This window comes from Malonomonas rubra DSM 5091 (assembly GCF_900142125.1).
Taxonomy (GTDB): Bacteria; Desulfobacterota; Desulfuromonadia; order Desulfuromonadales; family Geopsychrobacteraceae; genus Malonomonas; species Malonomonas rubra.
On record NZ_FQZT01000002.1, the window covers coordinates 218,852 to 234,073 of the forward strand.

At 48.9% G+C, this 15,222-nt stretch carries 13 protein-coding genes; all 13 read right to left on the bottom strand.

Going from position 1 to position 15,222, the window contains the following annotated elements; translation table 11 throughout:
- Window position 1: 1 nt before the first annotated feature.
- Window positions 2-1,036: a class I SAM-dependent methyltransferase gene (locus BUB13_RS03905; protein ID WP_072905793.1), complete on the bottom strand. Its 1,035-nt coding sequence runs from the start codon at window positions 1,034-1,036 to the stop codon at window positions 2-4.
- Window positions 1,008-2,135 (bottom strand): DegT/DnrJ/EryC1/StrS family aminotransferase, encoded by a 1,128-nt coding sequence (locus BUB13_RS03910; RefSeq protein WP_072905795.1) that lies wholly within the window; start codon window positions 2,133-2,135, stop codon window positions 1,008-1,010. The genes BUB13_RS03905 and BUB13_RS03910 overlap by 29 nt, the downstream gene beginning before the upstream one ends.
- A gap of 42 nt (window positions 2,136-2,177) precedes the next feature.
- On the bottom strand, window positions 2,178-3,413 hold the full coding sequence (locus BUB13_RS03915) for a class I SAM-dependent methyltransferase (RefSeq protein ID WP_072905797.1): 1,236 nt from the start codon (window positions 3,411-3,413) through the stop codon (window positions 2,178-2,180).
- Window positions 3,414-3,435: 22 nt separating this feature from the next.
- Window positions 3,436-4,398, bottom strand: coding sequence for an NAD-dependent epimerase/dehydratase family protein (locus BUB13_RS03920; RefSeq protein ID WP_072905799.1), 963 nt, complete (start codon window positions 4,396-4,398; stop codon window positions 3,436-3,438).
- 5 nt (window positions 4,399-4,403) lie between these two features.
- Window positions 4,404-5,555 (bottom strand): DegT/DnrJ/EryC1/StrS family aminotransferase, encoded by a 1,152-nt coding sequence (locus BUB13_RS03925; RefSeq protein WP_072905801.1) that lies wholly within the window; start codon window positions 5,553-5,555, stop codon window positions 4,404-4,406.
- Between the two features lies 1 nt (window position 5,556).
- Window positions 5,557-6,222 (bottom strand): acyltransferase, encoded by a 666-nt coding sequence (locus BUB13_RS03930; protein ID WP_072905803.1) that lies wholly within the window; start codon window positions 6,220-6,222, stop codon window positions 5,557-5,559.
- A 62-nt stretch (window positions 6,223-6,284) separates the two neighbouring features.
- Window positions 6,285-7,280 (bottom strand): Gfo/Idh/MocA family oxidoreductase, encoded by a 996-nt coding sequence (locus tag BUB13_RS03935; protein ID WP_072905805.1) that lies wholly within the window; start codon window positions 7,278-7,280, stop codon window positions 6,285-6,287.
- Window positions 7,277-8,302 (bottom strand): NAD-dependent epimerase, encoded by a 1,026-nt coding sequence (locus BUB13_RS03940; RefSeq protein ID WP_072905807.1) that lies wholly within the window; start codon window positions 8,300-8,302, stop codon window positions 7,277-7,279. The genes BUB13_RS03935 and BUB13_RS03940 overlap by 4 nt, the downstream gene beginning before the upstream one ends.
- A gap of 99 nt (window positions 8,303-8,401) precedes the next feature.
- Window positions 8,402-8,689: a ComEA family DNA-binding protein gene (locus tag BUB13_RS03945; RefSeq protein WP_072905809.1), complete on the bottom strand. Its 288-nt coding sequence runs from the start codon at window positions 8,687-8,689 to the stop codon at window positions 8,402-8,404.
- A gap of 151 nt (window positions 8,690-8,840) precedes the next feature.
- Window positions 8,841-9,803: a peptidylprolyl isomerase gene (locus tag BUB13_RS03950; protein ID WP_084091730.1), complete on the bottom strand. Its 963-nt coding sequence runs from the start codon at window positions 9,801-9,803 to the stop codon at window positions 8,841-8,843.
- A 33-nt stretch (window positions 9,804-9,836) separates the two neighbouring features.
- Window positions 9,837-10,646, bottom strand: a complete 810-nt coding sequence (locus BUB13_RS03955; RefSeq protein ID WP_139249302.1) for a cytochrome c3 family protein — start codon at window positions 10,644-10,646, stop codon at window positions 9,837-9,839.
- 60 nt (window positions 10,647-10,706) lie between these two features.
- Entirely contained in the window at window positions 10,707-11,594 is an 888-nt protein-coding gene (locus BUB13_RS03960; protein ID WP_072905815.1) for an outer membrane beta-barrel protein, read from the bottom strand.
- Window positions 11,595-11,816: 222 nt separating this feature from the next.
- Window positions 11,817-15,212 carry a PKD domain-containing protein gene (locus tag BUB13_RS03965; RefSeq protein ID WP_072905817.1) on the bottom strand — a complete coding sequence of 1,132 codons (3,396 nt, stop codon included), beginning with the start codon at window positions 15,210-15,212 and terminating at the stop codon, window positions 11,817-11,819.
- Window positions 15,213-15,222: the final 10 nt, after the last annotated feature.

The window sequence follows — 15,222 nt, forward strand, 5'->3', positions numbered from 1 at the left end:
ATTAAACCTTACGTGCAACAATTGTAATGCCAGCATCCTCAACCTTTTCACGCTCAATCAGCAAACCTGCTTCTGCACACCATCGGCGTACCTCTTCGGGCGACTGTCGTTGAGCATTTGCAGGAAAGAACCAATCAAAGTTGACATGATTCGTCTCCTGAAGGTCAAACTCTGGTCGGTAAAATGCTTTAAATACGTTCCAATAAAAAAACCGCTGAAGATCTATTTTCCCAGCAGGGATTTCAAGTAAGTCAATTGCTTCAGGCACATCAATCTCGATGTCCAATTCACCCAAAACCTGGCCGAATCTAGTCAATGGCAACAGTTTAGCCCAGGCTTCCTCAGAGGTTAGACCCTGAAGCTTGTCACGAACATAATCGTCCGTATACTCACGAATCGGTCCTTTTTTCTTGTACACATAGAATAAAAACCGGCCATCCTTTTTCAGCAGTTTCGACAGGGCCTTGATCGCATTTTCAGTTGAATCGGTATGGTGCAGAACACCTTCTGAAAAAACAATATCGACAGATCCTTCATCAAGCGGAAGTTTCGTAATATCTGCTTGAATAAATGCCCCTGGTGCAGCGCTTTCTGTAAATCTTTTTTTTGCGACGTCAACCGCATTAGAAATATCAACGCCAAGGTAGTCTATATCGTCGAGTATTTCTCCGAAAAACTCTAATGCTGAAAAGCCAGCCCCGCACCCGGCATCGACGACTAAGGGGCGCTTTCCATGTTTACTTAACCAGGGGCTCTGTGCGATATCACCATATCGATCATGAAGCCATTTTTTTGCTTTTGACCTAACTGCTGGCGATTCAAAGGTATCCCTTTTGTCCCACTTAAACCCAAAACAGTCACGTGTTTGCTTTTGTTTATCGGAGACAAGAGATTCCTGTCTGAGAATCCCCCCCCTCATGACATAGGGGATGTCTTTGATAACCGTCCTACCCTCCTCTTTCAAGCTTTCCCCCGACAGATTTTCAAACCAAAAGCCTAAATTATCGTTAGAGGTGCTTGATTGCTTCTGCGACATATTTGAAATCCTCCTCTACCATTCGATTGTGCAGTGGGATCGCCATTGTGAATCGATCACATTTCATTGCCTCTGGATAGTCTTCATCCTCCAGCGAAAACTGTTCACGTAAATAGCCCAATGCGTGAACGGCATGGGTCCCCGGTCTGGTGCTAATTCCCATACTTTGCAGCGCTTCCATAATCTCGTTGCGAGGCAAAGGGGATTTTTCCTCATCAACCTGACAAACAAAGGCCTGCCAGCCGCAGCCGTCGCTTATTTCAGGGGGAGTAATCCAGTCGATCCCTCTGAGCTCCCGACAGTAATATTGTGCCCATTTCCTTCGTTCACCGATAAAGGTGTCCAGTTTCCCAAGCTGTACCAAACCAACTGCGCCCTGCAGATCGGTCATACGATAGTTAAAGCCAAGCAGATTAAACTCAGGAAGAAGATATGGCTTAGGCCCCAAATGTCGCTGTTCTTCTGAAACACTAGCCCCATGACTTCGGAGCATGGCAATCTTATCTGCTAACGCATTATCATTGCAGGTGACCATCCCGCCCTCCCCGGTCGTAATCGTCTTCCTGGGGTGGAAAGAAAAGGCAGCCGCGACACCAAGTGTCCCGGCGGGCCGCCCCTTATAAGACGCACCGGCAGCACAGGCTGCATCTTCAACAATCGGCACATCGGGTGCGGCTTCAGAGATAGCATCGATATCTGCGCAAAGCCCGAACAGATGGACCGCAATAATAGCCTTGGTCCGCTCGGTCACCTTGCAGGCAACCTGTGCTGGGTCCATGTTGTAAGTTGTTCGGTCGACATCAACAAAAACAGGTGTAGCGCCGCAATAAACGACAACGTTGGCTGTTGCCACCCAGGTAAAGGCTGGAACAATCACCTCATCACTGGGACCAACCCCCATCGCAACAAGAATCAAATGCAAAGCGGTGGTGCAACTGGTACAGGCTAGGGCGTGTTTCACTTCATGCCTGGCAGCGAAAGCCTGCTCAAATTCAGCAACCTTAGGACCTTGGGTGAGCCAGCCAGACATTAGGGGCTCTTTAACCGCAAGCCACTCCTCTTTACCCGTTACAGGCATTGCTATTTCGATTTTTCTCATATGTATATTTACTTTCAAACAATTAAGGCACATTGCCTATCATCAACTTTTGGCAAACTTTATAAATTCAACGAGATTACTTTCTCCATCTATGCGCTTTGATCCTGTGTCAGGATTCTTAGGTAAAAATAAAATAATTAAGCAACCACATAAAACGAGAAAAAAGGAATACGCATGTAGAATTCGGCGCTCTACATATCGTCCTAGCTTGCACCAAAAACTCATTTCTACAGATTTGGACAAATCGCTGACATCTCTCAATGGGGTAACTGTCTGGACATCCTTTTTTTCGCCCCCTACAAATACAAAGTCAGGAACGCTCGCAACAGGAAAACTACCATGTGAAGGACAGTTTAATTCATCTACTAACAACTCGAGTTCACCTTGGCAGACAGGACATACAAAATCAGGTGGGCTGTTCATGACATCAACGTTAATCGGTTTCTTTTTCCTAAAAACATATTTTGCTTGGTCACAAAACAGTGGAGCAAAAAAACGACTGTTTTCCAATGCCGACAACTTATAAGCCAAAGACGCAAGATTATTACCCTTAAGCCAACGGTAAAGACTCGGTAAAGATTGATAAAGTGCACCATCCCAAAAATAATCACAAAGGTCGAGATCAGTCTTTTCAGCAAGAGCCTTCATTTCTCGTAATGTGGGAGCCTCATCTTTAAAGGCCACCACATCAAAACTAGCATTCTTCCTGAAAAATAAACGGATGATCCTTTTGATGAATTCACCACCAGCATGCTTTCGGGACAAAGACTCTTCGTTCTCCGTCGTGATCACCGCAACTCCATTATCACGAAGCATCCTAGAGACCTCATTCAACATTTGCTGTGGTTTATCAACATGCTCAATGACCTCACGAGAAACTATTCGATCGAAACTATTATCAGGAAAAGGCATGTTTTCAGCGGAAGCAAGAGCAAATGTGCTCGGAGAAGCTCCGTCAATTGCCCGCTTAATCATTTCAGCGGAGATGTCCGTACTTCTTATATTGGCGGAAGGGCAAAGAGATTTAATGTTTTTTTCATCGGTCCCTTGCCCGCACCCCAACACCAAAACATCCAAACCTTCCTCAAGTTTAATTTCATTGAGGATGTGACAAGAAAACCTTCTGTACATATAACAATAATAGTCTTTTGCACGATTTTTCGAAGGACCAAGATCAAATGCATCTATATCGCGCAAGGGGAAGACAATATCAGAATTCCCCGTTGGCAAATCTTTATAAATCTTATCAAAAGATTCTCTATGTTTTTGTACATCCATCGTTATCAACACCTTCTATGTATTATTCATTCCGCCAGTCGATCAACTGCTGCAAACCGTCAATCAGACCATATTTAGATTTAAACCCAAGATCCTTCTGCGCTTTTTCTGGCCCGCCAATCCTATTCTGAACCAGTTGCCTTGCGTCATCCTCGCTGTAAGGCCGATACTCGACCTTCAAATCAGATTGTTTAAGATCTAGAATCGTGTCACAAAGCTCCTTGATACTGGTCTGAACCCCAGTGCCGACATTGTAAAACTCATCAGCAACTTCGGCTTCAAGTGCCATTACATTACAACGAGCCACATCCTCAACATAGATAAAATCATAGGCCTGAGATCCATCACCGTTGATAACCGGCGCTTCATTGGCCGCAATTTTATTCAACATAATCGGGATGACCCCCGTATAAGCTGCCGTTTGATCCTGATGTGGACCGTAAACATTCATATAACGCAAGCCAACGTAACTCAGCCCATAACGATCATAGAAAGCACGGCACATCGCTTCACCGGAAATTTTCGTCGCACCGTAAAAGTTACGATTATTGAAGGGATGCTCCTCTGTCATAGGCACTTCAACCGCATCACCGTAGACAGAAGCAGAAGAGGAATAGACAAGCCTCTTGATATTGTTATTCACGCAAGCTTCGAGAACATTGAACACGCCCTCGATATTTACGTGAAAAGCAGTCCGGGGAAAATCTTTGCAGTGAAGAAGCCACATAGCTGCCAGATGAACAACAGCGTCCATGCCTTTCATTGCAGCATTGAGCAAGTCGACGTCGCGAATATCGCCCCCATGCTCATAAATGCTACATCTCGAGTCCTTTAGCTGCTCCTCCAGATTTGAGATTTCACCACGGGCGAAGTTATCGTAGACAACAACCTCTGCTACATCCGTTTTCAGAAGTTCAGAAACAACAAAGCTACCAATAAAACCAGCACCTCCAATAACCAAAATACGGGAGTTTTTTAGCTCCATAACTATTACTTCACCTTTCTTAATGATTCTGTCACAATCTCAGCAACTCGTTGTTGACTTGATTCTTCCAAATAAGGATGCATCGGCAAACTAAAAATTCGAGAAGACACCTTTTCTGAGACAGGGAAATCGCCTTCGTTATAGTTCAAGTCCGCATACGCTTGCTGCAGGTGCAGTGGCTTTGGATAATAAACAGCGGTAGGTATCCCCTTCTGCTGTAGCTCTCCCCTTAGTGTCTCCCTATCCTCTGACAAAATCGAGTACTGCGCCCAGGCGCTGGATAGCCCTTTCGGCACATGGGGCGTAATTATTTGTTGGGCGTCAACTTTTGAAAGCAGTTTCGTGTAAGCCCTCGCCACACGCTGCCTTGCCTCAATCTCTTCGGGGAATATCTCCAACTTTGGCAACAAGATCGCGGCTTGGAGAGTGTCCAGTCGTCCGTTCAGCCCAATACGGACATTTTCATATTTATCTATCCCCTGCCCATGAACACGAACAGAGCGCAGCTTTTCTGCAATCTCATCATTATCGGTAAAAATAGCGCCACCATCACCGTAGCAGCCTAGCGGCTTAGCTGGAAAAAAGCTGGTAGTCGCTATATCAGCCAAACTGCCAGCCTTGCGACCCTTGTATTCCCCACCCAAACCTTGAGCAGCATCCTCAACGACAAACAGGCCATGCTCTTTTGCCACCCTATTGATAGAGTCATAGTCTGCCGGCAGGCCAAACAAATCAACAGGAATGATGCCTTTAGGGACTAAAGGCTGTTCGGAGTTCGGAGTTCGGAGTTCGAAATTCTCAAGCACTTCTTTTAGTTTTTGGGGATCGATATTAAATGTCCTAGGATCAATATCGACATACACGGGAGTTGCGCCAAGCAGGGAAATCACCTCGCCTGTCGCCACAAAAGTGAATGGCGTCGTGAAGATCGCATCCCCTGGTCCGATCCCATACGCCATCAGTGACATCAGCAACGCATCGGTTCCACTTGCACAGCTCACGCAGTGCTTTACGCCGACAAAATCAGCCAACCGTTCTTCAAGTTCAAACACCTCTGGACCCATAATATATTTCCCATGGTCCAGAACGGCTTTTATCCGTGCTTCTATTTGCGGACGAATTCTTTCTTGTTGCGCATTAAGATCAATAAACTGCATATCAGGACTTCAACTCATCGTAAGCAATTTTGCCAATTGAGAGATCTTTGGGCAAAGCATCGTCTTCATCCAGATTCAGGCACTTGAGAGCCCCCTCCGACTCCTGATATTTCAACCCACTTTCCGGACAAGTCATGATTCCATCAGCATCGGGATTTTTAAGTACATGCCCGTGGCGGCTCATCCACCCTTTTTGCTTAGCAGGGACGCCAAGCATAAGCGCATAGTCGGGAACATCACTGTGTACTACAGCTCCTGCCCCCACAAATGCATAACGCCCAACTGTAATTCCGCAGACGATAGTCGCATTGGCACCAATCGAGCACCCCTTTTTCAGCAACGTCTTTTCATACAATGATTTACGCAACACCTGGGAACGGGGGTTTGTGACGTTGGTCAGAACACAGGAGGGTCCCAAAAAAACATCATCCTCGATCTCGACTCCTTCGTAAATCGATATATTATTCTGGACTTTGACGTTGTTGCCGATTGTAACCCTCGGCCCGACAACACAATTCTGTCCGAAAGAGCATTTATCACCGATAACACTTTCCGGCAATATATGGCAAAAATGCCAGATTTTTGTCCCAATCCCGATAGTAACCTTTTCGTCGACATAGCTGGATTCATGGACGAAGTAATCATCAATGGTTTGTTTATCACCCATTACACACTCCCTTGTTTCCTCAAAGCTACAACAGCCTGATTATTCTGCGGCCCCAAAGAATACTAGTCACCTTGTCGACGGCCCACAACTAACAATTCACGATCTATAGCCTGACAGAAAGGATGGTAGTCCCCAACCAATCCGGAAGGCTCTGAATTACGAAAATCATGCACGATACCAATACAATCGCGTACGCTATCCAAGCCAAAACCTCTCCCGGCGAGGATTTCTTCATAACTCTTGGTATGTAAATCCGTAAAGCCTCCTGAAAACTCGAACTCATGTCCGTTTACCGTTATCGATCTATAAGTAGACTGTTTGTTTTCTTTTGCAACTGCAGGGAGATAGTCTGCGTTAACACTCAGAAACCAGCGCACACGGGCATGTTTCAATTCAAGGAAGCCTGCCGATGTGTCTACATTACGAACATGACAAACATTTTGCTGAACCGGGCCGAATACGTATGTAAGCATGTCAAAGAAGTGAACACCAATATTTGTCGCCACACCGCCCGATTTATGCTCATCCCCTTTCCAGCTAACGTGATACCAACGCCCCCGCGAGGTCAGATAGGTTAAATCAACCTCAAACTTTTTGTCTGGTTCCTCTTTCAACTTGTCTTCTACTGACTGTTTCAAGTCAACAATACTCGGGTGCAGGCGCAACTGAAGGATGGTATTAACCTTCTTACCACATTCTTCCTCTATCTCCTGCAACGCATCAATATTCCAAGGATTGAGAACCAAAGGTTTCTCGCAAATAGCATCTGCGTGGGTTCTCAAAGCAAATCGTATATGTGCATCGTGAAGATAATTCGGAGAACAGATACTGACATAGTTCACCTCTTTACCTGCATTTTCACGCCGAAGCTTCTCAACATGACGATCAAAACGTTCAAATTCGGTAAAGAAATTAGCTTTGGGGAAATATGAATCCATAATGCCAACGGAATCATTTTTATCCACAGCGGCAACAAGATTATTACCTGTTTCCTTTATTGCTTTCATGTGGCGAGGTGCAATATACCCCCCCGCACCGATAAGGGCAAAATTTTTCACCTAGCAGATCCTTTTAAAAATCGATAGAATTCGCGATACCATTTCACAAAACTAGCAATCCCATCCTCAATCGAAGTCGCCGGCTTGAAACCAACATCCCCCACCAAAGCATCAACATCCGCGTAAGTTTCCGGCACATCCCCCGGTTGGATTGGCAGCATTTGCTTTTCCGCTTTTTCACCTAATGCGCTTTCCAGCGTTTCGATCATCCTCATCAATTCAACCGGCTGATTATTGCCGATATTGTAAAGCCTGTAAGGGACAGCGGCGGTTCCAGGATCAGGCGTGGCACCACTCCATTCAGGGTTCGGCTCGGCTACTTTGTCCAAAGTCCGCACAACGCCTTCGACGATATCATCGATATAGGTGAAATCCCGCTTCATTTTGCCATAGTTGAAAACCTGTATCGGTTCTCCAGCCAGTATTGCTTTGGTAAAGAGAAAGAGGGCCATATCTGGCCGTCCCCATGGTCCATAAACAGTGAAAAAACGCAGACCTGTCGTCGGCAGCCCATAGAGGTGGCTGTAGGTATGTGCCATCAACTCGTTGGCTTTTTTTGAGGCGGCGTACAGAGAAACCGGGTGATCAACGTTGTCGTGAACAGAAAACGGCATAGCAGTATTGGCGCCATAAACTGATGAAGATGAGGCATAGACCAGATGCTCAACCTCGTTATGCCGGCAGCCTTCGAGGATATTCATAAAACCTTGAATATTGCTGTCGATATAAGAATGAGGATTGGTCAGGGAATAACGCACCCCGGCCTGGGCAGCGAGGTTGACGACCCGTTCAAACTTTTCAGTTTTGAACAAATCGGCAATCCCTTGGCGGTCGGCCAGGTCCATTTTGACGAAACGGAAGTTGGGCTTGTCAGTCAACTGCGACAGACGCGCTTGCTTGAGGCTGACATCATAGTAATCATTCATGTTGTCAAGACCGACAACTTCGTCACCCCGTGCCAGCAGTTTTTTCGCCAAATGAAACCCGATGAATCCTGCTGCTCCAGTTACTAACACTTTCATACGTCACCAACCTGAATATGACTCAAAATACAATTCGGGAAGAGGGTTACCCCTCTTCCCGAAAACGCGAAAAGGCCTGCTTAATTTCCGAAAAGTTTATTACTTTGCTTTTACCAAGGTCAAATACGGTGTCATCTGTTCGAGCTTTTTATCGCCGATCCCTTTCACCTCGCTTAATTCAGCCAGAGAGGTGAAACCGTTATGCTGCTGGCGATAATCAACGATACGCCGAGCGATCACGTCACCCACACCCTTAATCTCGACCAGCTGTTCAACTGTTGCTGAATTGACATCCAGCTTATCAGCAGCAACTGCCTGAAAACTACCAACGGACAACAACAGAAGAAACAACAACAGACAGGTTAAACTTTTGCTAAAAAATCTCATATTCCCTCCCACCTTTTTATAGGCGCCCCCCCGGGCGCGAAGGCCAAATGGCCTTTTCGCCTTTGCATCACATAGAAAGCCGGTCGAAAGAATACCACTTCGACCGGCTCCTGAAAAGAAACAATTTATTGATAATAATCTACCAAATAGCCTACTTGATAAACACCTCGGCTGGGTACTGTTTTTTCAGCTCAGCCATCCACTTATCGTACAGTTCCGACTTTTTCCCACCCTCGACATTGCTGCGGATTTTGCCGGCGACCTCTTCGAAGGTCATTTCGTGAGCCGGCTTTGCTTCGGTCAGCTTGATAACGTGAAACCCAGCAATAGTCTCCACAGGTCCGACGATTTCTCCCGGCTGCAGATTCTTAATTGCATCTTCGAATTCCTTAACCACCTGTCCACTATGAAAGTAGCCGGTATCGCCACCAACGAACTTGGTCGGCTCATCAGAATTATAGTAGGCCAGATTATAGAAATCTTCACCGGCTTTAGCTCGTTTAGCCAAGTCTTCGGCTTTGTCCAATAACGCCTGGCGTTGCTCGCCGACGAGCGTCGGGTCGACTTTAATCAGGATGTGGCTGGCTCGGTACTGGGGTGGGCGCATGTACATCTGCTTATTATCGTCGTAATAAGCACGCACCTCCTCATCAGTAATTTTGGCTTTTTCATTGACCACCAGGTCTTCTGCTTTTTGCGCCAGCAACATACGGTAGACTGAAGCCCGGAAAGCCGGGATACTTTCGCCGGCAAGTGCCTCTGTCAACTCGGCGTCAGTCTTGAACCGCTCACGTACTTTCGCCAGACGCTCATCAACTGCGGTGTTGGGAACAGACATCTCGTTGGCAAAGGCATACTGTGCTTTGCAGGCTTGATCGATCAAATTGTCCAGCGCCTGAAATTTCATTTCAGATACTTTTTCAGCTGAAAGCTGGGCGTGCCCCATACGTGGCGGTGAAATCCGCTGATATTCCCTGCGCAGTTCATATTTGGTGATTTCCAAATTGCCAACTTTGGCGACAATGTCGGGCATCGGTGCGGCGAAGGCAGATAGGGGCAGGCAAAAGAAGACAAGGTAAAGAGGGATCAATCGCATTACGTATCTAAAAAGCATTATTTCTATCTCCTGTTCTCTTTCAATTCGGTTCTATTTGATGTGGCATTCGCGGCAGAGCGCGCTGGCGTAATTATCGACAACCAGCATCCGCCGCTTGCTTGAATAAGGATTGTGACAAGATGCGCAACCGACCTTGCCGTCGTAGAGAGCTATCTCCGGCGCAAGCATCTCTACCGGCCGCAACTCCCGGTCGAGCAAGGCCGCTTTTCGGTAATCCATCCCGATTGGGTGTGACAGTCCACGTCGCTGGTAAGTCAAAGCGTCGCCACCCATGACTTTGTAACTGGCATCCGAGGCGATAACCCCATCATGACAATTCAGGCACTCGAGGGTAATCTGGTCGAGAACCTGATGATAAACTGTGTTGCTTTCGACAATACCCGACTTGCCGTGGGCAATACCGACGCTGCCGATGTGTCTCTGCCCATCCAGCGGCAAGGTTCCACGATGACAGAGATCGCAGAAATCTTTTCCCCGTGCATCTGTCCGTAAAAAGTCAAGATCATCACCCAGGCCAACATCGTGCGGATCATGACAGGTCGCGCAGGTCATGCGCCCAGCCCAATCAAGAGCAAAGGATTCCGGCACCTTCATGCTCGGCACCATGCCGATGGGGTGAGAATTCCGCGTTGAGATCGTGTGGCACTCGGCACAGAGATAACTGATATCGCGGACAAACTTTCCGGGACTGTCCTCCGTCGGCATACTCAAGTGACACATTTCACAACGACCGCGAAAATCATGACCTCCACCACTGAAACCAGCCCACAAACCGACACTGAGGCAAAACACCAGTAGCAATAGGAAGAAACCTGAGCAATATAGCGGCTTATCGTGCACGCTGGCAACTCTCCCAGAGACAAACGGTTGCGTAAAGGATCATAGACATCAACAACAGAACTATCCCTCGCTACGCCTAATCAGTTTTGTGCAGCCATTCTCATCGACTTGAAAACCAGGGGGGTTAGATGGACAACGATCCAGCTCGTTCGGCACACCGTCACCATCGTCATCAAAGAAGCAGCCTTTTTCATCGACATTCAACCCTGCAGGTGTTGCCGGGCAGGCATCCTGATAGTCAGCAACGCCATCGGCATCGGCGTCAGGAGCGTCGACCGGACAACCTCTTTTATCGACCTGCAAGCCCGCAGGTGTGTCTGGGCATTTATCCTTGCTGTCGAACACACCGTCTTTATCGCTATCGGTTACGTCAATTTTCTTCTTCGGTTTGCGCTCGACCCCGAAGTAATAACTCAGGCCGGCGGTATATTCGAAATCACTGCGCGAATCGTCACCAAAAACCATCAAGTGCCGCATATCAAGCCGCAGCTTGAGGAAATCGGTCAGTTTAAATTTGCTGCCGACACCATAAGTCAACAGTGGATCTTCACTCGACTTCCTCTCTTCCCCAGCGACGAACAGCGCACCACCGCCGATAGTCAGGAAAGGTTCGAGCCAAGTTGCGCTTTTGGGTGCAGTGAACAGATAGAGCAAGTCAAGGCGAAGCAGATCGAGATCAACATCTGAATTATCGAGATCGCTCTCCCCTTCAAGGTGCTGATAGACAGCTTCTACGCCAAGACGGTCCGCGAAACCACGGCCATTCACTTCATAACCCAGCTTAATGCCGTAAACAGAGTCAGCATCGATATCGGCGCTACTCCCAATGGAATAACCGCCTCCGGTCAGCGTCAAAGTCGGCCAGCCATGCTTTTCCTCCGCCTGAACAGAGCTGAAAAACAGCGACAGCAGGGCTAAAGACAGAATCCAGACTCTTTTTATTGTCACGCGAACTCCTACATTAAGAGGCACAAACAGTTTGATTATACGCAACCTGCTCGCAGGATTGTTATTTTTAATCTTCTTTCTGATCAGCAGCAGTTATCAAATTGCGTGGCTACAATTGCAAACTTCAAGCCACCAACATAGAGCTTTTTGCATGAAAAAAAAATCGGGCCCAAGGATTTCTCCTTGAGCCCGACGGTGAGGGTTAACTGAAAATCCTGTCGATTAAGGAGCGATCGTCAGAATCTCACGCTTAATGTCTACGCGAGTGCTGCCGTTGTAGACGTAGACGGTCGTACGGTAGTTGTAGTTGCTACCGTCGAAGTACCGGCTAGAAGCACTGAAGTTATGCGGTACGCTTACCGAAGCGGCAGTGTCATAGACACGCTCTCTCGCACCGTCACCCCAGATGATGTACAGCATGGTGTGCGCCGGCAGGTTGCTAAAGGTTACTGAGTTGTCTAAACCAGAAGGTGAATCTACAGCGATATCAGCAGCCGGAGCAGGTGCGGCAACTTGAACCTGCTGGGAAACCTGATCAACATCACCGCTGGCGTTGATGACCTTGAGAGTCACAGTCCAGGTGCCGATGGTGTTAAAGGTTTTGGTAACGGTGGAACCGGTGAGAACACCAGCTTCATCGTTAACAGTCCAGCTGTAGGTATTGGCTGCATCATTACCAGTGGTGTCAGCCACCAGGTTGATGGTTGCACCAACCTCGACACTTGCGGGAACCGAAGCATCGATAGCAGCTACCGGAGCGTTGACGTAGTCAGACAGAGTCCGGTTGGCTTCCAGTGCTGTCGCCTTAGCATGTGCGTCGGCTTCGTCGAAGTAGAGGAACTCAGCACGGCTCAGGTCGGTGGTACGGACATAGTGTGCATCCGCAGCGAGACAGGTCAGGTCGGCTTCAGTCGCAGCAGTGTAGGCGATGAAGGTCGAACCATCCCAGCAACCATGCTCTTCGAATTCAACTTCGTGAACGGTACCAGCTTTGCTCTGTGCTTCAGCACCGGTGATGATGTCGGCAGGCTCTGCAACGATCTCGTAGTCAACAACCGGGCGCTGCATCATGTTGTACCCGGAGATATCGATGACCATCCCACCATTGGCTTGGTTGATGTCATAGATACCGGTCATGTCAACGGTGTCAGCAGTCGGAACCGCCGAACCGGTCATGTCGTAACCGCCGGAGAAGAAGTGAGAGTTGGCGTCGTGACAATCGTTACAAGAAGTACCCAGAACGGCAACGCTCGGGCTGACAACGTTGTGAGTCACCTGGAAAGGACCACCGAAGATGGTCAACTGGGTTTGATCCCAAGGCTTGTTGCCACCAGCCATGGAGTCCATACCGGTACGGAATGCCTGGTAAGCGTTGATCTGCTCCGGGGTGTTGAACATGGTGTTACCACCATAGACGCCAACGTAGTCCCAGTCACTCATCGGGTTGAAGCCGTTAGCAGTCTGGCTGCTGTAAACGGAACCGTACGGGTTACCAGCGTCCATCGGATCACCGAAACCGATCGGCACGACAGCGAAACCGGTGTCAGCAAAGGTCGGGCCGGTCTTCAGGTCGCGCTGAATCCATGGATCGAAACCGAGCATGCCGGCCGGAGCCTGGCTATCAGCCTCAACACCGGTGGCACCGTCGCCGTTGGCGTCGAAAGCACCGTTGTTATCCCAGAGGATCGCGGTAATCATGTTGATGTTGTAAATCTTGCGGCGGTAGTCCGGGTTCGGAGTCACACCGTCAGCAAGGAACTTCGGTCCATTCTGCCACCAACCTTTAAGCAGGTCGTATTGCGGCATGGTCGACCAGTCGTTCATTTCGTTGACATACATGTTCTTCGGGAACGGCAGACCAGTAATCGTCTGGAAATCTGCTTCCGGGATGTCCTTCAGACCCATCGGGTCAGTGAACATGGCCATCATGCCTTTTTCCTGCTGGAAACCGATCATAGTCGGGTAGCGGTTACCAGAGGTACAATCGAGAGCACGAACTGCCATCGACTGCTTCTTCATGTGACAGACAGTACAATCGATGATGTCGAGGTGATCACCCATAAACGGGCCTTCAGCACCAATCGCATTGGTGATCTTTGCGGTCAAACCGGCAGCGGCGTGAGCAGCAGTCGGGTTACCGGCACCGTAAGTTTCGATCGGCAGACCTTCAGCATTCTTGCCAGTAATGTGGCAATGCTCACAACGCTTGGCAGTGTTACGGGAATCCTGGCCAGTCTTGTCGACAGCGTTAGTGCCGGACTCAACACCACCGAGACGGGCGTAACCACGGCCCGGATCGCACTGGTCTTTGTTGGTCGCGTTGGTGTCCATGTGACAACTGGCACAGGTCAGGCTGTGGTGTGCTTCCACTTGAGCGCTGTCGTCGAACAGGTCGCCACGCTTGAAGAAGTCAGCACGCGGGAACGGAATAGTCGCCTTTTTCAGTGCACTCTGGTCGTAATCGAGACCACCGTTGAAGTAGATCGGACCGGACATAGGCTGGTTGTTACCACCCATCTCGCCAGACATCTGGCTCAACGGAGTGACATTCTTGTAAGTCTGGAACAGCGCCATCGGGAACATGCCAGCGAACGGACCACCTGCATCACTGCCATCACCGTACACCCAGGAACCGTCCATCTGAGCATAAACAGTCGGGGACTGAGACGCCATCGACGGATCGATAAAAGCAGCGTTCAGGTCGTAGCCAGGCATTGCCAGACCGGTCGGGCCTGCGAACGGGCTTAGCGGATTGAATTCCATCGGCGAAGCGGCCAGGAACTTGTCGAACATGTCCGAGAAGTTTTCCATGGTGGTCGGGCTGTGGCAGAGACGGCAGTTGTCGCTCGGCGGGTTGCCCTTGATACGGGAAACTGTATTACCGGACAGCACGGCAACCTTCATGGTGCCTTGACCAGTCATGATATTCGGAACATCCATCGAATCGACAATGTTCGGCAGATAAGACTGGGTGAACATGTTCATCATTCCGGAACCCATAGCCGGGGCAGCGTTCAGAGCACCCATCTGTACAGCAACGGAGCTGACGATATTGTTGTAGCCTTCCATGTGACAGAACATGCAGTCGATCTCGCGCACGTTCGGCATCTGGAAGTTCGGCATATCTACACCCACGGTCGTATACTCTCCGTCACCGTCCATATCGAGCGGGTACGGGTAAGCCCAGGGAGCCAAGGTCGGAGCGAAGCCAGGAGCCTTGTAGGTCGCCGGGTTGGTGTCAGTGTCGACAAAAGAACCATCAGAGTTCAGATGGTTGTTCATGCCCATGTCATTGACGTAATGCGCAGGCATACCGTTGGCATACAATGGATCAGTCGGGTTTGCGGCCATATCAGCCGGACCCATCCAGTACTCGTAGACAGTGTAATCGTAAGCGTTCAAAGGAACAGTGGTGTCGCCCTGGAAGGTCGGGCGCTTGGAGTAACGGGTACCTTCACGGTCATGATTCGTCAGACCACCACCAACGTGGCAGCTACTACATGCAGTTGCGAAATCCCAGGCCGAGTTGTCAACGGAGTCGATAAACTCTTGAGGGGTCGCGTATTCTTTACCATTAGTCAGGCTGTTGCTATCACCGTTTGCACGGAAGTCCGCCAACTGGCGGAGC

What these genes read in the sequence shown, in the direction of transcription:
- BUB13_RS03905 (WP_072905793.1), bottom strand. Translation starts at nt 1,036, where the DNA reads ATGTCGCAGAAGCAATCAAGCACCTCTAACGATAATTTAGGCTTTTGG.
- BUB13_RS03910 (WP_072905795.1), bottom strand. Translation starts at nt 2,135, where the DNA reads ATGAGAAAAATCGAAATAGCAATGCCTGTAACGGGTAAAGAGGAGTGG.
- BUB13_RS03915 (WP_072905797.1), bottom strand. Translation starts at nt 3,413, where the DNA reads ATGGATGTACAAAAACATAGAGAATCTTTTGATAAGATTTATAAAGAT.
- BUB13_RS03920 (WP_072905799.1), bottom strand. Translation starts at nt 4,398, where the DNA reads ATGGAGCTAAAAAACTCCCGTATTTTGGTTATTGGAGGTGCTGGTTTT.
- BUB13_RS03925 (WP_072905801.1), bottom strand. Translation starts at nt 5,555, where the DNA reads ATGCAGTTTATTGATCTTAATGCGCAACAAGAAAGAATTCGTCCGCAA.
- BUB13_RS03930 (WP_072905803.1), bottom strand. Translation starts at nt 6,222, where the DNA reads ATGGGTGATAAACAAACCATTGATGATTACTTCGTCCATGAATCCAGC.
- BUB13_RS03940 (WP_072905807.1), bottom strand. Translation starts at nt 8,302, where the DNA reads ATGAAAGTGTTAGTAACTGGAGCAGCAGGATTCATCGGGTTTCATTTG.
- BUB13_RS03945 (WP_072905809.1), bottom strand. Translation starts at nt 8,689, where the DNA reads ATGAGATTTTTTAGCAAAAGTTTAACCTGTCTGTTGTTGTTTCTTCTG.
- BUB13_RS03950 (WP_084091730.1), bottom strand. Translation starts at nt 9,803, where the DNA reads ATGCTTTTTAGATACGTAATGCGATTGATCCCTCTTTACCTTGTCTTC.